Annotated in this window: 18 protein-coding genes; 5 read left to right on the top strand and 13 right to left on the bottom strand. The window is 62.4% G+C overall.

Annotation, left to right across the window (positions count from 1 at the left end):
• Positions 1-38 precede the first annotated feature (38 nt).
• From lptE to V1278_RS03280, 3 genes are all read right to left on the bottom strand, one after another.
• Complete coding sequence (gene lptE / locus V1278_RS03270) at positions 39-593, bottom strand: LPS assembly lipoprotein LptE (protein ID WP_334379691.1); 555 nt, start codon at positions 591-593, stop codon at positions 39-41.
• Complete coding sequence (leuS, locus tag V1278_RS03275) at positions 580-3,204, bottom strand: leucine--tRNA ligase (RefSeq protein ID WP_334379692.1); 2,625 nt, start codon at positions 3,202-3,204, stop codon at positions 580-582. Before leuS ends, lptE begins: the two co-directional genes overlap by 14 nt.
• 129 nt (positions 3,205-3,333) lie before the next feature.
• Entirely contained in the window at positions 3,334-5,025 is a 1,692-nt protein-coding gene (locus V1278_RS03280; protein ID WP_334379693.1) for a diguanylate cyclase domain-containing protein, read from the bottom strand.
• A 117-nt stretch (positions 5,026-5,142) separates the two neighbouring features.
• Here V1278_RS03280 and V1278_RS03285 point away from each other — a divergent pair, with 117 nt between their 5' ends.
• A complete protein-coding gene (locus tag V1278_RS03285) occupies positions 5,143-5,820 on the top strand; it encodes a YggS family pyridoxal phosphate-dependent enzyme (protein ID WP_334379694.1) in 678 nt (225 codons plus the stop codon).
• 148 nt (positions 5,821-5,968) lie between these two features.
• Here the strand turns inward: V1278_RS03285 and V1278_RS03290 are convergent, their stop codons facing one another.
• Positions 5,969-6,754, bottom strand: a complete 786-nt coding sequence (locus V1278_RS03290) for a 2-keto-4-pentenoate hydratase (protein WP_334379695.1) — start codon at positions 6,752-6,754, stop codon at positions 5,969-5,971.
• Between the two features lie 16 nt (positions 6,755-6,770).
• Positions 6,771-7,340 carry a L,D-transpeptidase family protein gene (locus V1278_RS03295; RefSeq protein WP_334379696.1) on the bottom strand — a complete coding sequence of 190 codons (570 nt, stop codon included), beginning with the start codon at positions 7,338-7,340 and terminating at the stop codon, positions 6,771-6,773.
• 270 nt (positions 7,341-7,610) lie between these two features.
• Between V1278_RS03295 and V1278_RS03300 the strand changes: the two genes are divergently transcribed.
• Positions 7,611-8,297, top strand: a complete 687-nt coding sequence (locus V1278_RS03300) for a response regulator transcription factor (RefSeq protein ID WP_028348340.1) — start codon at positions 7,611-7,613, stop codon at positions 8,295-8,297.
• A gap of 51 nt (positions 8,298-8,348) precedes the next feature.
• A complete protein-coding gene (locus V1278_RS03305; protein ID WP_334379697.1) occupies positions 8,349-8,789 on the top strand; it encodes a cyclic nucleotide-binding domain-containing protein in 441 nt (146 codons plus the stop codon).
• A 44-nt stretch (positions 8,790-8,833) separates the two neighbouring features.
• Here V1278_RS03305 and V1278_RS03310 read toward each other — a convergent pair whose 3' ends face one another.
• The 4 genes from V1278_RS03310 to V1278_RS03325 form a co-directional block, all read right to left on the bottom strand.
• Complete coding sequence (locus tag V1278_RS03310) at positions 8,834-9,649, bottom strand: exodeoxyribonuclease III (protein ID WP_028348342.1); 816 nt, start codon at positions 9,647-9,649, stop codon at positions 8,834-8,836.
• A 250-nt stretch (positions 9,650-9,899) separates the two neighbouring features.
• Positions 9,900-10,706 (bottom strand): outer membrane lipoprotein carrier protein LolA, encoded by an 807-nt coding sequence (locus V1278_RS03315; protein ID WP_334379698.1) that lies wholly within the window; start codon positions 10,704-10,706, stop codon positions 9,900-9,902.
• Between the two features lie 118 nt (positions 10,707-10,824).
• Complete coding sequence (locus V1278_RS03320; RefSeq protein ID WP_334379699.1) at positions 10,825-13,272, bottom strand: DNA translocase FtsK; 2,448 nt, start codon at positions 13,270-13,272, stop codon at positions 10,825-10,827.
• A 13-nt stretch (positions 13,273-13,285) separates the two neighbouring features.
• Entirely contained in the window at positions 13,286-14,512 is a 1,227-nt protein-coding gene (locus V1278_RS03325) for an aminotransferase class I/II-fold pyridoxal phosphate-dependent enzyme (protein WP_334379700.1), read from the bottom strand.
• A 172-nt stretch (positions 14,513-14,684) separates the two neighbouring features.
• Here V1278_RS03325 and V1278_RS03330 point away from each other — a divergent pair, with 172 nt between their 5' ends.
• Together V1278_RS03330 and V1278_RS03335 are read left to right on the top strand one after the other, a co-directional pair.
• A complete protein-coding gene (locus V1278_RS03330) occupies positions 14,685-14,921 on the top strand; it encodes an AbrB/MazE/SpoVT family DNA-binding domain-containing protein (RefSeq protein ID WP_057844908.1) in 237 nt (78 codons plus the stop codon).
• Positions 14,918-15,325 carry a type II toxin-antitoxin system VapC family toxin gene (locus V1278_RS03335; RefSeq protein WP_334379701.1) on the top strand — a complete coding sequence of 136 codons (408 nt, stop codon included), beginning with the start codon at positions 14,918-14,920 and terminating at the stop codon, positions 15,323-15,325. Before V1278_RS03330 ends, V1278_RS03335 begins: the two co-directional genes overlap by 4 nt.
• A gap of 128 nt (positions 15,326-15,453) precedes the next feature.
• Here V1278_RS03335 and V1278_RS03340 read toward each other — a convergent pair whose 3' ends face one another.
• From V1278_RS03340 to V1278_RS03355, 4 genes are all read right to left on the bottom strand, one after another.
• Entirely contained in the window at positions 15,454-16,896 is a 1,443-nt protein-coding gene (locus V1278_RS03340; RefSeq protein WP_334379702.1) for an ammonium transporter, read from the bottom strand.
• 38 nt (positions 16,897-16,934) lie between these two features.
• Positions 16,935-17,273 carry a P-II family nitrogen regulator gene (locus V1278_RS03345; RefSeq protein ID WP_008142813.1) on the bottom strand — a complete coding sequence of 113 codons (339 nt, stop codon included), beginning with the start codon at positions 17,271-17,273 and terminating at the stop codon, positions 16,935-16,937.
• 303 nt (positions 17,274-17,576) lie between these two features.
• Positions 17,577-18,884 carry an ammonium transporter gene (locus V1278_RS03350; RefSeq protein ID WP_334379703.1) on the bottom strand — a complete coding sequence of 436 codons (1,308 nt, stop codon included), beginning with the start codon at positions 18,882-18,884 and terminating at the stop codon, positions 17,577-17,579.
• Between the two features lie 91 nt (positions 18,885-18,975).
• The gene (locus tag V1278_RS03355) at positions 18,976-19,314 is read right to left on the bottom strand and encodes a P-II family nitrogen regulator (RefSeq protein WP_028348351.1); all 339 of its coding nucleotides are present in this window, start codon (positions 19,312-19,314) and stop codon (positions 18,976-18,978) included.
• Positions 19,315-19,365 lie beyond the last annotated feature (51 nt).

A 19,365-nucleotide genomic window follows, 5' to 3' on the forward strand; every position in this document is an offset into this window, starting at 1 on the left:
GGGTTCGCGCTTCGCGCGCCCCGGAATGACGATCGTTGTCAGGTGCCGGCGTAGAAGTAGGACGCGAGCCGAGTCTGGATGTTTTCCGCGATCTCGTTGGCGGCGCGGTCCTCGGCGTCGCGGAATGCGCGGGCGCGGGCGAAGCGCTGCATCTGGCCCTGGAAGGTGTCATAGGACACGCGGGAGAAGGTCGTCCCGGTCATAACCGATTTGTTGGTCGCAAGGTCGATCAGATTGTACTGCGCATCGATGCCGTAGTTTTCGCTCGTCGGCAACGCGGTGTTCGGATCGATCATCAGCGAGCTGCGCGTGGTGTTAAATCGCAGCACCAGCCGATGGGTCGGCGGCATGCCGGTGGCGTTGCCGTAGAGCTTGAACGCCAGCGCGTTGCGGATCTCGACCTGAATTCGGGCTTCCCGCGAGGCGTTGTTCTTGTCGACCGGCGGGATTTCCACGCCCATCAGCTTTTCGCGCAAGCCGGGCTTGCCGTCCGTGCGTTCGGCATACATCGGCTGGAAACAGCCCGCTGTGAGCGCCGCCAGAGCGGCGACGGCGATGAGCCGAACGGCGATCCGGGTCCTAGCCAACGACATTCACGATCCTCATGGGAACTACGATTACCTTGCGGACGGTCTTGCCGCCGAGGGCGAGTTTTACCGCATCGAGCGCCAAAACGGCAGCCTCAATTTCCGGATTTTGGGCGACCCGTGGCACGGTAACATCACCCCGCTTCTTGCCATTGACCTGGACCACCAGCGTCACAGTGTCTTCAACCAGCAGATCGCGTTCGATTTGGGGCCAGTTGGCCTCCGAAATCAGCCCGGACTGCCCCAGAACCTGCCAGCACTCCTCGGCCAGATGTGGCATCATCGGGGAGAACAATTGAACCAGGATGATTGCCGCCTCCCGGACGGACCAGGCCAGATCCGGCGCCGGCTTCTCCTCACGGCCCAGCACCTCGGCCAGCGCATTGGTGAATTCCCGGATATGAGCAAGGCAAACATTGAAATGCAGCCGCTCGATCCCGGACGACACCTTGTCCAGCGCGCCATGGGCCGCTTTTCGCAAGGCAAGCGCGTCCACTCCGAACGAAGCCGGCCGCGCGGCCGGGGCCACCTTGGCGATTTCGGCGGATTCATTGACCAGCCGCCACAGCCGCTGCACGAAGCGTGAGGCACCCTGCACGCGCTCGTCGCTCCAGATCACGTCGCGATCCGGCGGCGAGTCCGACAGCATGAACCAGCGCGCGACGTCGGCGCCATAGGTCGCGATGATATCGTCGGGGTCGACGGTGTTCTTCTTCGACTTCGACATCTTTTCGATCGCGCCGATCGTGACCTCTTCGCCGCTGTCGAGCAGCGTGGCCCGGCGGCCATTGCCGCCGGTCTCGACCTTCACCTCGGCTGGCGTCACATAGGAGCCGTCGGCTTTCTGGTAGGTCTCGTGCACCACCATGCCTTGCGTGAACATGCCGGCGAACGGCTCGTCCATGCCGATGTGGCCGGTCGCTTTCATCGCGCGGGCGAAGAAGCGGCTGTAGAGCAGATGCAGGATCGCGTGCTCGACGCCGCCAATATACTGGTCGACCGGCATCATCCGGTTGGCGACATCGGGCGTGGTCGGCGCCTTCTCGTTCCAGGGATCGGTGAAGCGCGCAAAATACCAGGACGAATCTACGAAGGTATCCATGGTGTCGGTTTCGCGCTGCGCCTTGCCGCCGCATTTCGGGCAGGTGACGTGCTTCCAGGTCGGATGATGGTCGAGCGCATTGCCGGGTTTGTCGAAGGTGGCATCCTCCGGCAGCGTCACCGGCAGATCGGCGTCGGGCACCGGCACCACGTCGCATTTCGGACAATGGATCACCGGGATCGGGCAGCCCCAGTAACGCTGCCGCGAAATGCCCCAGTCGCGCAGTCGGAAATTCACCTTGCGTTCGCCGACCGGCGCATTGCCGCGAACTTCTGCTTCGAGCCGCTTCGCCACCTCTTCCTTCGCCTGCTCGATGGTCATCCCATCGAGGAAGCGAGAATTGATCATGCGGCCCTCGCCGTCATAGGCGGTATCGGTGATAACAAAGGTTTTTGGGTCCTGGCCTTCGGGACAGACCACCGGTGTGTTGCCGAGCTCGTATTTGTTGACGAAATCGAGGTCGCGCTGGTCATGCGCCGGGCAGCCGAAGATCGCGCCCGTGCCGTATTCCATCAGCACGAAGTTGGCGACGTAAACCGGCAGCTTCCAGCTCGGATCGAACGGATGGACCGCGCGGATGCCGGTGTCAAAACCCTGCTTCTCGGCGGTATCGATGATTTCCTGCGCGGTGCCGATCCGTTTGACCTCGGCAATGAATTCCGCAAGCTTCGGGTTCTTCGCAGCCGCAGCCTGCGCCAGCGGATGGTCCGCTGCAATCGCCATGAATTTTGCGCCGAACAGCGTGTCATGTCGCGTGGTGAAGACTTTCAGCTCGGATTCGCCCGTCGGCGTTGTGGCCGGATCGAGCGCGAAACGCACCAGCATGCCTTCGCTGCGGCCGATCCAATTGCGCTGCATCAGCCGGACCTTGTCCGGCCAGCGATCCAGCCCATCCAGCGCGTCCAGCAGTTCCTGCGAGTACTTCGTGATCTTGAAGACCCACTGGTTCATCTCGCGCTGCTCGACGACGGCGCCGGAGCGCCAGCCGCGGCCGTCGATCACCTGCTCGTTGGCGAGGACGGTCATGTCGACCGGATCCCAGTTGATCTTGCGCTTCTCGCGTTCGGCCAGTCCCGCGCGCAGAAAGTCCAAGAACATCTTCTGCTGATGCTTGTAATAGGCGGGATCGCAGGTCGCGAACTCGCGCGACCAGTCGAGCGACAGCCCGATCGACCGCAACTGCTTTTTCATCGCGGCGATATTGTCGTAGGTCCAGGCCTTGGGCGCGACCTTGCGCTCGATCGCGGCATTCTCGGCCGGCAGCCCGAAGGCGTCCCAGCCCATCGGGTGCAGCACGTTGAAACCCTTGGCGCGCATGAAGCGGGCCAGCACGTCGCCCAGCGTGTAGTTCCGCACATGCCCGATATGGATGCGCCCGGACGGGTAGGGGAACATCTCGAGCACGTAGTATTTCGGCCGCGGATCGTCGTTTTTCGAGGCGAAGATCGCTTTTTCGTCCCACTGGCGCTGCCAGCGCGGCTCGGAATCACGGGCGTTGTAACGTTCGGAGGTCATGGAATCGTAGGCTTTTTGTGGATTCGGGTCCCGTCCAGAGGACGGCGGACTAGGCCACAGAAGCGGCTGCGGGGTCAACGGGTTGGGACAGTGAGAAGAGCGTTTTAGCCGATGGCGTGGAGCGTCCGCTCACCCGGCCATCGCGATCCCCGCCTCGTCCACCAGCTTTGCAAAGCCGTGCTCGACCACGGTATTTCGCCCGCGGTGTTTGGCGGCGTAGAGGGCGGCGTCCGCCGCCTCGATCAGGTCACCAGGAGTTTGGGCGTCGTTCGGAAGCGTCGCGGCGACGCCGACGCTGACGGTGACGGTGCAGTAGCTCGAGGTGATGTGTGGCAGGGCGAGAGCTTGAACGGTGGCGCGCACGGTTTCACCGATCTCGAGTGCTTTCTGCGTGCTGGTGTTCGGCAGCAGCAGGCAGAACTCCTCGCCACCATAGCGGCCGGCAAAGCCCAGATTATCGGCGGCGATGCTGGCCAGCGCTTCGCCGATCCGGGTGAGGCAGGCGTCGCCTTCGGGGTGGCCATAGGTGTCGTTGTAGAGCTTGAAGTGATCGACATCGATCATCAGCAGCGACAGCTCGCTATGATACTGCTGCGCCTTCATCCATTCGAAATCGAGCCGGCTCTGGAAACCGCGCCTGTTTGCGAGGCCGGAGAGCATGTCGATCGAGGCCATCACGGTGAGCCGGTCGTTGGTGGCAACGAGCTCGCGTTCGCGCTGGCTGAGTTGCGCCGCCATCGCGTTGAAGGCGCGGGCCAGTGGCATGAATTCCGACGGCAGGCGGCTGTGCGAGACGCGGGCCGACCAGTCGCCTTCGCCGAATCGCCTGGCCATGCCGGTCATGACTTCGATCGGGTTGATGATGAGCTTTTCCGCGCCGATCAGCGCGCCGAGCAACACGAACAGGCAGACTAGTCCGAGCTGCAGGTAGGCGGTGCGGATATCGCGGTTGATCGCCGCCGTGATTTTGGCCTCGTCGATGCTGACGATCAGCCGGGACTGCGTGCCGGGAATGCGCGCGAAACTGATCGCGCGTTGCGACCCGTCGGCTGCGGTGAAGGAAAGCGAGCCCATCGGGGTGTCGGAAACAAGCGCCTTGTGAGCGATGGCCGTCAGCAGCGGCACGTTGTTGAGCGGCTTGCCAATCATGCTGGCCTCATCCGCCGGCGCGGCCAGCACGACGCCGGCGCCGTCGACCAGCAGCGCTGAAATCCCCGGCCGTCCGCCGAGCTTGGCCATGATCTTCGACATCCAGTCGAGATTGATGCCGGCGACCACCACGGCGTCTTCTTCTTGATTGATTGCGGCTACTGGATAGGCCGCCATCAGGATCGGTCTATTGCTTACCCTGGCGAACAAATAGTCGCTGAAAACGAAGTCGCGGGTCTGTTGTGCTTTTCGGAAATACTCACGGTCGCCGATGTTGAGGCCGACCAGCATGTTCAGCGTCGAGCACTGCACCACGCCGTCCTTGCTGACGATCATGATGCTGCGGATCCAGGGCAGGTTGGTCGGCAGGCTGGCGCGCAAGATTTCGCAACTGCGCCCGATGCCGCTGGAGGCGCGGATATAGGCAGCCGATTTCAGCATGGCTTCGACCGAGGAGACGACCTCGCGCTGGGTCTCCGCAGTGTGCAGCGTAATGTTGGCGTATTCCTCCGAAGCCATCGCGATCTGCTTGGCGCGCGCGTCTTCGAGCGAACGGACCCGTTCCAGCATCAAGGGCGCCACCAGCATCACGGCGAGCAGCGCAAGCCGTGCCCGGATTCCCAGAAGCTTCTTGAGTTTGACCCGTTTGCGGTTGAAAGTAACGCCAGACATCATGCCCCCCACACGGCACGGTAGTGTGAAGGGCTCAAAAAGGCTTTCTCGAACTTGGTAAAATTCGAGGAAATGCCGTAAAACATCCGACCGAAATCAGGACATCACGCGAGAGAGATGGCGACACCGCTAACCAAGTCTTTACCAAATGGCCTGGCTCAGGTGGAGCAAGAGATCGCGCGCGCCTGCAAGGAGGCGCGCCGCGAGCGCGCATCGGTGACGCTGATCGCGGTGTCGAAGACGTTCGACGCCACGGCCATTTCGCCTGTCCTCGAGGCCGGGCAGCGCGTGTTCGGCGAAAATCGCGTGCAGGAGGCCAAAGCGAAATGGCCGGCGCTGGTGTTGGCCTATCCCGGAACTGCGTTGCACCTGATCGGGCCGCTGCAATCCAACAAGGCGAAGGAGGCCGTCGCGTTGTTCGATGCCATCCACTCGGTCGACCGACCCAGCATCTGCGAAGCGCTCGCCAAGGAAATCAATTCGCAGAACAAGCGTCCGGACTTGTTCGTTCAGATCAACACCGGCGAGGAACCGCAGAAGGCCGGCATCGCGCCCGGCGAGGCAGATGCCTTTATCGCGAGCTGCGGCGACAAATACGGCCTGGTCATTTCCGGTTTGATGTGCATCCCGCCGGTCAACGAGGCGCCGGCGCCGCATTTCGCGTTGACGGCCAAGATCGCCGCGCGCAACGGGCTGAAAAATCTGTCGATGGGCATGAGCGCCGATTTTGCAGTCGCGATCCAGATGGGTGCGACGCATGTGCGCATCGGCTCGGCGATTTTTGGCGCGCGATAAAAGTCTGTGCCGTCGTCCCTCGCGAACGCAGGGACCCATACGCCGCGGGCTTACCGGTAAGGTGATGGGGTAGTTACTTTCCGTGCCAACGAGCGACGGTGGTTATGGTCCCTGCGTTCGCAGGGACGACATCGATTGTGAGCAACGCTTATTCGAACCTCACCGACACGTTGCCGAGCGAACCGAAATCAGCTGCGCAAAAATCGCCTGACTGAATCGGCAGCGGTGCATGACAGGTGCCGGTAGTGACGACGCGGCCGGCCTTCAGCATCACGCCAAGCTGGCGCAGTTCATTGGCGAGCCAGGTCAGCGCAATGCGCGGATCGCCCAACACGTTCTTGCCGTGGCCAACGAATTGCTGGCCGCGCATCGTGATAACCGGCCGTTCCTCGACGAGGTCCATTGAACGCCAGTCGGCGGTTGCCGCCGGCCCCAACACGAACAGATGCGCACAGGCATTGTCGGCGATGAGTTGGGCTTCGCCGGCGGTAACGAAATTCTCAAACCGCGAATCCGGAATTTCGATGGCCGGATGCAGCGTGTCGACCGCATCGAGAACCTGCTGCGTCGTATAGGGCGTGGAGCGCGCCGGCAGATCGACACGCATGCGAAAGGCGAATTCGGGTTCGGCGACGCGCATTTCGTTGCCTGCCATCGAAGCCGTTCCGCCGTCGTGGATGACGGTTTCGGCCAGAATGCGCCCAGCCATCGGGCCGTCGACGTTGATGTGCTTTTGTCCGGCCTCGCTGGTGGCCGCGATCTTCCAGCCGAACAAGCTATCGGACGAGTATTTTTCGATTCCCGCCTGGATCGCGTAGGCCTCAATGCGATCGCGCGGCCGCAGCGATTCGTCGAGGCCGGAAAATTTGGTGCCGGCGCGCCAGTGGTCGTGCAGGATCTTTGACGCGGCCGTTATTGCGTTCCTGTCGAGCATTGTTTTCGCTTCCCCATCAGCCGATGATGATTTTAGTCTGCGGTCCCATCCGCCGCAGCAGCCGCAGCATGGCGGATTTCGTCATCGAGACGCATCCCGCCGTGGGCGAGAAATTGGTCCGCGCCAGATGCAGGAACACGGCGCTGCCACGGCCGGCAATTCGCGGCGCGCTGTTGTGATCGATTTCGATGATGAAGTCGTAGAGGTGATCCTCGCGCGTCAGCCGGTCACCGGCCTGATCCCGGACCAGACGGATTGGCTGGTTATAACGGCGGTCCTGCGGGTCCTCGCACCAGGCATCTTCGGGCCGGATCGGCCGGACCGGCAGATAGGTCCGCGGCCTGGGATGGCGGTCGGCGCGCCACCACAATTGCAGCGGATGATAGGTGCCTCGCGGCGTGCCGCCGTCGCCCTCCCGTTTGTTGACGAGGATGCCGCCGCGGCCAAGTGCCACCGGCACGGTCCAACCGTCCGCCGTCAGCCAGCCCCGGCAGGGGTCGCCGGCAGCCCTGCGGACCCGGATCGCCGTCAACGGCCGATCACGCGCATATGTCTGATAAGTGATTGAAATGGCGTTACTTTCCATGCCAATACCCGAACCCGGGGGTTGCTTGCCCTACCTCAATTGCTCTATTTGGCGGCATTACAGGACATTCATCCAAACGCGCCTCAAATTTGGGATAGACTGCGGTTCGGCTTGTGAAACTGTAACAATCTCCTACCTCAATGCGAATCAGTGCCTGATAACCCGGCTTGCTTGTGAAGTTTGCCTGCGAATCAGGTTGTTATCGACCAAGACCCGGCTTTGAGACGCTCTCGCTTGTGTCCGCCGCCTGCCTCAAGAGGATCGTATCCTATGCCCAATGCCCGCAAGATCCTGATCGTGGATGACGACACCGATCTGCGCGATACGTTGGTGGAGCAATTGTCGCTGCATGAGGAATTCGAAGCCTCCGCAGTCGATACCGGCGCCAAGGGCGCCAGCGCCGCCAAAGCCAATTCCCCCGATCTGGTGCTGATGGATGTCGGCCTGCCGGATACGGATGGAAGGGAGGTCGTGCGCAGCCTTCGCAAGGGCGGCTTCAAGGCGCCAATTATCATGCTGACTGGCCACGACACCGACTCCGACACTATTTTGGGGCTCGAATCGGGTGCCAACGACTACGTCGCCAAGCCGTTCAGGTTTGCCGTCCTGCTCGCCCGAATCAGGGCGCAGCTCCGCCAGCACGAGGCCAGCGAGGACGCGGTATTCTCCGTCGGTCCTTACAGCTTCCGGCCCGGCTCCAAGATGCTGACCGCCGCCAATGCCAGAAAGGTGCGACTGACCGAGAAGGAAACCGCGATCCTGCGCTTCCTTTATCGCGCCGGCCAACTGCCGGTGTCGCGCGAGACGCTGCTGCAGGAAGTCTGGGGCTACAATTCGGGCGTTACCACGCACACGCTGGAAACCCACATCTACCGCCTCAGGCAGAAGATCGAGAAAGATGCGGCCAACCCGGAAATCCTGGTGACGGAAGCCGGTGGTTACAAACTGGTGCCGTGATACGATTCGCAGCCACGATTCGTAATTTTCGCGCATCCCGGTCAACGGTCCATGTCGATCGACGATGATGTAGCCCTGCTTGAGCGGGTCCCGACATTACGCCTGTTGGGAACGGCGGCGCTGCGCATGCTGGCGATCGGCTCGGAGCAGCGCGATTTCTCTCCCGGCGATTATCTGTTCAATGCGGGCGATGACGCGGATGCGGGCTACATCGTTCAGCGAGGTTCGTTCCGCGTCGAAGACGGCGGCGCTGAAGTCGTTGCGGGCCCCGGGGCCCTGATCGGCGAATTGGCGCTGATCGTGGCCATGAAACGGCCGTCCAGCGCGGTCGCGGTTGATCATTCCTCGGCCATCCGGGTGTCACGCAGCCTGTTTCAGCGCGTGCTCGAAAGTGACCCCGCCGCGGCGCGCCGCCTGCGCGATGAACTCGCCACCCGGACCAGCCAGCTCGCCAGCGATATTCTGATGGCGGGCGCGAAACTCAGTATTTGAGCTCCGCCGTCCGGGCGCCTGCGTTCGCAGGGGCGACGAAGAACCTACACCTCCAGCGTCACCGTGACAGGCACGTGGTCCGATGGACGCTCCCAGCCGCGCGCATCGCGGGTAATCCTGAAATCGCTGACGGCGTCCTTCAGCGCGCGCGAGACCCAGATGTGGTCGAGCCGACGGCCACGGTCGCCCACCGTCCAGTCGGCGGCGCGGTAGCTCCACCACGTATAGACCTTTTCCGAAAGCGGGATCCGTTCGCGCGCGACGTCGAACCATTCGCCATGGGCCTGCGCGGCCAGGAGCTTTTCGCACTCGATCGGCGTGTGCGAGACGACCTTCAGAAGCTGCTTGTGCGACCACACGTCGTTTTCATGTGGTGCAACGTTGAGGTCGCCGACCAGGATATGCCGGTCGTCACCACGCGGATGCAGCGGTTCGCAGGCTTTCATCTCGTCGAGAAATTTCAGCTTGTGATCAAACTTCGGATTGAGCGCGGGATCGGGAATGTCGCCGCCGGCCGGAACGTAGAAATTGTGCAGCACCAGTGGCTTTGCAAGCTGGGCCTTCTCGCCGAAAGCTACCGAAATATGCCGCGAATCGATCTTTTCGCAGAAGGTTCTGATATCGGTGGTATCGAAGGGCAGTTTCGAGACGATAGCGACGCCGTGATAGCCCTTCTGCCCGTTCAGCGCGACATGCTCATAGCCGAGACGCTTGAACCGCTTCAGCGGAAAAGCATCGTCGATACATTTGGTTTCCTGCAGGCACAGTACATCCGGTCGCGCCGATTTGAGGAATTTGGCGACGATATCGATGCGCAGGCGCACCGAGTTGATATTCCACGTTGTCAGGGAAAAACGCATGGGAGCCGCGTCTTACCACGGTTCATGATGACGTCGCGCGCATTGTCCACAGGTGGAATTTCGTAGTGTGGGACAAAGGTGCTCAGCGCCGTGCCCACCATGCACCCCAATCTCGATGAAAATGGTGGGCACGCGGAGCCTGTCATCACTCCGCGAGCGCCCTGCGCTCGTCGCTGGGCGCGCATTCGCGCGACCGGTGGCTTTGCCCACCCTGCGGCTCCGCAGAAAGAAGGAGAACGAACGCCGTCGCTCAGTTCGCCGGAGTGAAATAGTTGGTGAAGTCGATTTTGAACAGGCCGGGGTCGACCTTCTTGGACGAGTCCAGATTGTAGACCGCAACCGTGGTGTCGTAACCCTGCGGGTCGGTCACCGTCCATTGCTTGAGCTGGCCGTCCTTGACGCCAACCATCAGCATCAATCGGCTGGTGCCGATCAGGGCCTGCTTCTCCTCGATGGTGACGCTGATGTAGACGTCATCGGCCGTGACGCTGACGACATTGGTGTCCTTCAACAGATCGATCCTGTCCGACAGCAGGAAACGCAGCGGCGTTTGCGACAGCGGATAGATGTCCTGGGTGGCGAGCTTGCGATCGCGCACGGCCAGCGATGAACCATCGGCGATAATCGCGATCGGACTCGGGTCGTCATATTCGAAACGTACCTTGCCCGGCTTCTGAATGTAGAAATCGCCCTTGGTCCTGCTGCCGTCTGGGCCGACTTGCACGAAATTTCCGACCAACGTCTGTAGCGACGATAGATATGAACTCACCCGCGCAGCCTGCGCCTTCTGGTTGGCATCAAAGGTTGCAAAAACATTGGCCGGGACATTGCGGCGCGGGTCCGGAAGCACCGGATTTGGCGGCGCCTGGGTGGCACCGGTGGTCATCGGCGCTTTTTCCTGTGCGCTCATCTGCATGCTGGCGTCGCGGGCCTTGGGCGCGGGCTTCGGAACCGGCACGGTCTGCGAGAGAGCCGATGTCGCGAAGCCGGCGATGAATGTGGCGATCAAAAGGGCCAGTCCGGAGCGCAGCCCGCGATGGGTGGGTTGTTGTGTCATCAGATATTTCGGATCTCTATTCGACGAGGCATCCCGCTGCCGGCCAGTTTATCGCGCTTCGACCAAAGGAGATATCGTTTTTCCGTGAAATCGTTGCGCCGAATCCACGTTCGGCGCTTTAGAATCCGCCCTCTTCCTCCTCGACCAGAATTTCGCGCTTGCCGGCGTGATTCGCCTGCCCAACGATGCCTTCCTGTTCCATTCGTTCCATCAGCGAAGCGGCGCGGTTGTAGCCGATTTGCAGCCGGCGCTGAATATAGGACGTCGAGGCCTTGCGGTCGCGCTTGACGATCGCAACCGCCTGCGAGAACAGGTCACCGCCACCATCGCCGCCCATGCCGGTGGAATCGAATACCGCGCCGTCTTCTTCGCTCGGTTCCTCCGCAGTGACCGCTTCCAGATATTCCGGTGCGCCTTGCGTCTTGAGGTGACGCACCACCTTCTCGACTTCTTCGTCTGAAGCGAATGGTCCATGCACGCGGCTGATGCGACCGCCGCCGGCCATATAGAGCATGTCGCCCTGGCCGAGCAGTTGCTCGGCGCCCATCTCGCCGAGAATGGTGCGGCTATCGATTTTCGACGTGACCTGGAATGCGATGCGGGTCGGGAAGTTAGCCTTGATGGTACCGGTGATGACGTCGACCGACGGACGCTGCGTCGCGAGAATGACGTGCAGGCCGGCGGCGCGCGCCATCTGCGCCAGGCGCTGCACCGCGCCTTCGATGTCCTTGCCGGCCACCATCATCAGGTCGGCCATTTCGTCGACGATGATGACGATATAGGGCAGCGGCTCGAGCTCGAGCTTTTCTTCCTCGTAGATCGCCTTCCCGGTTTCCTTGTCGAAGCCGGTGTGCACCGTGCGCGTCAGCTCCTCGCCCTTGGCCTTGGCTTCGACGAGGCGCTGGTTATAGCCGTCGATGTTGCGCACACCGAGCTTGGCCATTTTTTTGTAGCGCTCCTCCATCTCGCGCACAGCCCATTTCAGCGCCACCACCGCCTTCTTCGGGTCGGTCACGACCGGCGTCAGCAAATGCGGGATGCCATCATAGACGGAGAGCTCGAGCATCTTGGGATCGACCATGATCAGGCGGCACTGATCCGGCCTCAGGCGATAGACCAGGCTGAGGATCATGGTGTTGATGGCGACTGATTTGCCGGAGCCGGTGGTGCCCGCGATCAGCATATGCGGCGTGCGAGCAAGATCGATGATGATGGATTCGCCGCCGATGTTTTTTCCGAGGCAGAGCGGCAACTTCACCGTCGACTCGTTGCTGTCCTTTGTGGTCAGCAATTCACGCAGGTAAACTTTTTCACGATGCGCATTCGGTAGCTCGATGCCGATGGCATTGCGGCCGGCAACCACGGCGACGCGCGCCGAAAGCGCACTCATCGAGCGGGCGATGTCGTCGGCAAGGCCGATGACACGCGAGGATTTGATGCCGGGCGCCGGTTCGAGTTCGTACAGCGTCACGACCGGGCCGGGATTGGCTTTGACGATCTCGCCGCGGACGCCGAAATCGCCGAGCACGCCTTCCAGCGCGCGCGAATTGGCCTCCAGTTCGGCCTTGCTGAGCGGTTGCCGGTCCGACGCCTTCGGCGCCGTCAGCATCGAGACTGAAGGGAGTTCGAACTTGTCGGACTTGCGCGCCGCCGCGCGCGGTGCAGGCTTCTTACGCGGAGCGCGTGCGGCCGGGACTTCCTCGTCCTCCTCTTCCTCTTCTTCCTCGTCCTCGAATTCCTCTTGCTGCGGGGCCAATGCCGGCGCGGAGCGACCGCCGAGGCTCGGTTCCTGACGTTCGAATGAGGACTTGCGAGGCGGCGGCGAACTCGACACCAGCGATCGGTAGGCCACGCCCATCAGCCATCCGAGCCGAGCCTTTGCGCTCATCAGGGCATGGTACACCCATCCGAGCGATACCGAACTGCGATCCTCTTCTTCAACGAAGGGCGCGTCATCGTCCTCGATCGGCGTCAGCTCTTCCTCTTTCGGGCGCGAGCCCCAGCCGCTGGCAAACAGAAAGGCCGCAGCCATCGCCGCAAACAGGATGATGCCGAGCACGAGACGATAGGTGAAGCCGGCTGGGCCAAACACGACGGCGGGGGCACGCACCAGCGCGTCGCCGACGACGCCGCCAAGCCCGGTCGGCAGTGCCCACGCGCCGCCATGCGGCCAGCAGCTTGCAAAGCCTGCCGCGATCACCGTGGATAGAATCCAGCACCCAAGGCGTAGCGCTTCGCGGTCGAAGGCGCGATGGGTCAGCATGCGCCAACCCCACACCGCGACGGGGAGGATCAGCATGATCGCGCCGAGGCCGAGAATCTGCATCAACAGATCGGCGCCGATTGCGCCGGGGTAGCCGAGAACGTTGCGGATCGGGCGCGACGTCGCGTGGCTCAAGCTTGGGTCCTGCACCGACCACGTCATCAGCGCCGCCGCCGCCACGCCGGACAGCGCGATCAGGCTGAGGCCGGCAAGCTCGCGCAGCCGCCGCGCCAGGGCCTCGCGGATCGAGACCGGCAGATGACCGACCAGGGGAATGACACGTTCGATCGCTGGCATGCTCATTGGGGCCCTGCGATTAATCCAGAATTTCGACCAGCCGGTGCAATGCCTCGGCCGTTGATTCACTGTCTGAGACCAGCGCGAGACGGATGTAGCCCGCGCCGGGATTGAAGCCGTCGGGCTGCAGCCGCGACAGATAGCTGCCGGGGATCACGCGGACGCCAGCATCCCGATAAAGCTTCACCGCCGCCGCCTCGTCGCCGCCGCGCTGGGATACGTCGAGCCAGACGCAGAAGCCGCCGGCAGGCCGCACATAGCCGTAGCGGCTGCCCAGGATCTGATCGGCAAGATCGAACTTGATGCGATAAAGCCTGCGGTTTTCTTCGACATGCGTCTCGTCGCTATAGGCGGCGACCGCGACGTGTTGCAGCGGCACCGGCACCTGCGGTGCCGCGACGTTGCGCAACTCGTGAAAGGCAGCGAGGAACTTTCCATCCCCGGCGGCAAAGCCGACGCGCATGCCCGGCAGATTGGAACGCTTCGACAGCGACTGGAATGCAACGACGTTGGTGAAATCAGGCCCGGCGCATTCCAGGGCGCTGCCCGGCGCCTGCCTGGTGTAGATTTCCGAATAGCACTCGTCGCTCAGGATCATGAAGCCGTAGCGGTCGGCGAGGGTCTTCAGCCGCGTGAAGTAGTCGCGCGAGGCGACGGCGCCTTGCGGATTGGCGGGCGAGGCAATGAACATCGCGACGGTTCGGGCCAGTGTCGCCTCGTCGAGCGTATCGAGATCCGGTAGGAATCCGTTGGCGAGTGTGGTCGGCAGGTAGATCAGTTCGCAACCAGCGGCCCGGGCGCCTGCGCCATAGGCCGGATAGAACGGGTTAGGCATCAGGATCGCGGGCCTGCCCTTGCGCGGGCCAACATAGCGGGCGGCGGTGATCGCCGCAAAAAACAGCCCTTCGCGGCTGCCGTTCAGCACCAGGATTTCGCTCTCGGGGTCGATCGGGCGGGGGAGCTGGAACCGGGTCGAAAGCCAGCTGGCGGCGGCGCGTCGGAACGGCTCGATGCCCTTAGCTAACGGATAGCGGCCGAACTCGGCAATGTGTTTCGCCAGCACCGGCCCGACGAAGCCAGGCACCGGGTGCTGCGGCTCGCCTAATGACAGCGTGATCAATGGCTTGGCCGGCTGGTAGGGCGCCAGCAGCTCGGTCGTGCGCAAGAACGGCGAGCGTTCGGCCTGACCGGCAGGGGTTGCACTGCCGGCGCCCTGCGCCACGCCGGAAGAGGCGATCATTGCCATGTCTGAAACGCCAGCACTTTCAAAAGCGGTCAAAGGACTTAAGCGAGCCCCGGAAACCCATCAAACCACCATAGATACGGCGAGGTTAAGACGCGATTAACCATCGGCTGGTCTGGACAATTTGCGGGGTATTACCATATTTTCAACTGGTATTACTTCCGGGAGTTCCGCCATGGCGACGACAGTCACGAGCAAGGGCCAAGTGACAATTCCGAAACGTGTCCGCGACTATTTGGGGATTCAGCCTGGCAGCCAGGTGGATTTCCGCCGCAGCGCCGATGGCGGTGTGGTGATCGAAAAAGCCGATGGGCCTCGGCCGCCTAGCAGGTTTGCCAAAGCGCGAGGGTCGGCTGGGCCAGGCATGACGACCGATGAGCTGATGGCTCTCTTGCGTGGCGAACCGGAATGACGCTCGTCGATTCGAACGTCCTCCTGGATGTCGTCACCGACGGTGAAACATGGGCGGACTGGTCGCAACAACGGCTCGAACAAGCGGCCTCGTCCGGGCCGCTTATCATCAATGATGTCATCTACGCCGAGATATCGACGCGCTACGCCACGGTCGAAAGCGTGGACGCGATGCTCCGCAATTTGGACATCGAACTGGCGGCGATCCCGCGCTCCGCGCTCTTTCTCGCGGGCAAGGCTTACCTGCGGTACCGCGGCGCCGGGGGCCTTCGCACTGGCGTGCTGGCGGATTTATTCATTGGCGCTCACGCCGCTGTCGAACAGCTACCTCTGCTAACACGCGATGCAAGGCGTTATCGAACCTATTTCCCTACTGTCGAACTGATCGCGCCGGAACGGGAATAATAGCGGCACAAAAAGAAAGGGGCTCCAGCTTGCGCTGGAGCCCCTCAACGGTCAGGGCATTGCCGGGTATGTGCCCGAACCGGAGTTGTGGATGCGATCCCTTCTAAGAGATCGCACCCAGGGAGAACTTACATGTTGTAGGCGCGCTCGGTGTGCTCGGTGACGTCGAGGCCTTCACGCTCGGTTTCGACGTTGACGCGCAGGCCGACGATCACATCGACGACCTTGAACAGGATCGCCGAGCCGATGCCGGACCACACCAGCGTGGTGCAGACACCCCAGAGCTGCGAGGTCATCTGCGCGACGAAGTCGTAGTCTGCGATCTTGCCCGCGACGTAATCCATGACGCCGGTGCCACCGAGGGCCGGATTCACCAGGATACCGGTGCCGAGCGCGCCGACGATGCCGCCGACGCAGTGGACGCCGAACACGTCGAGCGAGTCGTCATAGCCGAGCGAGTTCTTCACCACGGTGCAGAAGAACAAGCACACGACGCCGACCACGAGACCGAGCACGATCGCTCCCATCGGACCGGCGAAGCCGGCCGCGGGCGTGACGGCGACGAGGCCCGCGACCGCGCCCGACAGCGCGCCGAGCACCGAGGGGTGGCCCTTGACGATCCATTCCGCGAACATCCAGGCCATCGCCGCCGCTGCGGTCGCAACGAAGGAGTTGGTCATGGCGAGCGCGGCGCCGCCGGAGGCTTCGAGGTTCGATCCGGCGTTGAAGCCGAACCAGCCGACCCAGAGCAGCGAAGCGCCGATCATGGTCATGGTGAGGGAGTGCGGAGCCATCAGCTCCTTGCCGTAACCGACGCGCTTGCCAATCAGCAGCGCACCGACAAGACCGGCGATACCGGCATTGATGTGCACCACGGTGCCGCCGGCGAAGTCGATCGCGCCCTTCTTGAAGATCCAGCCGGCGTCGGCGTTGATCTCGTCGAGCTTGGCCTGCGCCGCGGTCTTCGCTGCGCCATCAGCCGCAGCGGCAAGCGCCTTGGCGGCATCGGTGATCGCATCCGGACCAGGCCAGTACCAGACCATGTGGGCGATCGGCAAATAGATCAGCGTGACCCAGAGCGGGATGAACAACGCGATCGCCGAGAACTTCATGCGTTCGGCAAAGGCGCCGACGATGAGGGCCGGCGTGATCGCCGCGAAGGTCATCTGGAAGCAGATATAGACCAGCTCCGAGATGTTGGCGTCGACGCTGAAGGTCGCCGCCTTCGAATCTGTGGTCACGCCCATCAGGAAGGCCTTGGAGAAGCCGCCGATGAAGTCGGAACCGCCGGTGAAGGCAAGGCTGTAGCCGTAGAGCGCCCAGAGCAGGGTGACGATACAGACAGTATAGAAAACCTGCATCAGCACCGAGAGCATGTTCTTGGAGCGGACGAGACCGCCATAGAACAGCGCCAGACCCGGAATCGTCATCAACAGCACCAGCACTGTCGACGTCAGCATCCAGGCGTTGTCTCCCTTGTTGACCGTAGGCTCGGCGTAGGCAGCGGTCGCGGCGAACAGGCCGACTGCGAGGGCCGCCAGTCCCGCGCTATAGGGACGTTTAAACGTCATTTGATTTTACTCCTGAGTGGTAAGGTTTGTGCGCGAAATCAGAGGGCCGCGGCATCTGCCTCGCCGGTGCGGATGCGTACCGCATGGTCGAGGTTGATGACGAAGATCTTGCCGTCGCCGATCTGTCCGGTCTTGGCAGCCGATGTGATGGCGTCGATGGTCTTGTCGACCTGATCCGAGGCGACCGCGACCTCGATCTTGATCTTGGGCAAGAAGCTCACGGCGTATTCGGCGCCACGATAGATTTCCGTATGGCCCTTCTGGCGGCCATAGCCTTTGACTTCCGTCACCGTGAGGCCGTGAACGCCTATGGCGGTCAGGGCGTCCCGGACTTCTTCGAGTTTGAATGGCTTGATGATCGCCATAACAATTTTCATGGGTCTTGGTCCCCGCTTGGGCCCGGGTCAGCGGACCGGGCGTTCTCGACTGAGGTTCACCACGCGGAGATGTTCACTACGCGGGCACAGCCGAGACCCTTAGAATCAAATGCCGTGCCAGATCGGGATCGTTCCCTAACAGACTATGAATCCGGACCTTTTCGCCCTTTGCGAGAGTTGCATCTTCCCGCGCCATTCCGCCGCGCCCAAAGCGTAGTCAGACGTGCCCAAAACGTGGGCAGGGCCTGACGGCCGGCCGCAATCGTGCCCAGCAGCAGAGCAAACGGTAATTCGGTGGGTGGCCTATTGCAGGGCTTCGCCGTGTTGCGAGATGTCGAGGCCTTCCAGCTCCTGCTGGAAAGATACCCGCAGCGGCGCGAACACGCCCACCAGCTTGAGCAGGATAAAGGTAATGCCGCCAGACCAGACGAGCGTGACCGCGACGCCATAGAGCTGGGTCAGTACCTGCTGCGCATTGCCCTCGATCAGGCCGGCAGTGCCCCCGATCGCGTTCACCGCGAAGACGCCGGCGAGCAATGTGCCGGTCAATCCCCCGATGCCGTGAACGCCGAACACGTCGAGCGAGTCGTCATATTTGAAGCGCTGCTTGAGCCAGGTGCAGGCCCAGAAGCAGAGCGTTCCCGCGACGACGCCGATCACGACGCCATGCCAGGGCGCAACGAATCCGGAGGCTGGCGTGATTGTGCCGAGGCCTGCAACCGCGCCCGAGATCATGCCGAGTACCGACGGTTTGCGTCGTGTTGCCCATTCGATCGCGGCCCAGGTCAGCGCGCCGGCGCAGGCGGCCAGATGCGTCGCGGTGATCGCCATGACCGCGCGCGAGTTCGCGGCCAGCGCCGATCCGCCGTTGAAGCCGAACCAGCCGACCCACAGCAATCCGGTGCCGATCACGGCGAGCGAGAGGTCGAACGGCGCGAGGTTCTCGCTGCCATAGCCGTGACGCCGGCCCATCACCATCGCGGCCACCAGTCCGCCGACGCCGGCGGAAAGATGCACGACGAGACCGCCGGCGAAATCCAGCACGCCCATGGTGGCAAGAAAACCGCCGCCCCACACCCAGTGCGCGAGCGGCACATAGACGAACATGAACCAGCCGACGGAGAACAGGAGATAGGCCGAGAACCGCATCCGGTCGGCCACCGCGCCCGCCACCAGCGCCACCGTGATGATCGCAAACGTCATCTGGTACAGCATGAAAAGCGCTTCCGGAATCGTCTTCGCCGCCGGATTGACGCTCTCCATCGTCATGCCGGTCAGAAACCAGCGATCGAGCGAGCCGATCCAGGCGCCATCGCCGACAAAAGCCAGCGAATAGCCGAAGGCTACCCAGAGAATCGAGATGATCGCGACCGCGGCAAGGCTTTGCGCCATGGTCGCCAGCACGTTCTTCTTGCGCACCATGCCGGAATAGAACAGCGCCAGGCCCGGTATCGTCATCATCAACACCAGCGCGGTGGCGACGATCATCCACGCGGTGTCGGCGGCACTGATGGTGGACGTCTCGGCTTGCGCCGGCGTGATGAGTGCGAAGCTCGCCGCAAGAGCAATGAGCGCAGCATTGCCTGCTGCACGATACGATGGTGCCCCCATAAAATTCCCCCGGCCGGTTGTCGTTTCGTTGCCGCTTCTTGGCTTCGCGCGTTCAGCGTCGTTGCCGCCGCGCCTCGAATTCCGTGATGTCTCAGAGCGCGTCGCTATCGGTCTCGCCGGTGCGGATTCTCAGTGCATGGTCGATCGGCGTGACGAAGATCTTGCCGTCACCGATCTGCCCGGTACGCGCGTTCGCGGTAATGACCTCGACCGCCTTGTCCGCAACGTCGGAGGCGACCGCAATTTCGATTCGGAGCTTGGGCAGAAAGTTCACGACATATTCGGCGCCCCGATAGATTTCGGTGTGGCCCTTCTGGCGGCCGTAACCCTTGACCTCCGTCACCGTCATGCCGTGGACGCCGATGGCCGTCAGCGCCTGGCGTACCTCGTCAAGCTTGAAGGGTTTGATGATCGCGACGACGAGCTTCATGGTCAGGCCTTCATTTCTCTGGGGTATTTTTGAGCACGCAACAGGCTGGGT

It is taken from the genome of Bradyrhizobium sp. AZCC 1577, assembly GCF_036924575.1.
Taxonomy (GTDB): Bacteria; Pseudomonadota; Alphaproteobacteria; order Rhizobiales; family Xanthobacteraceae; genus Bradyrhizobium.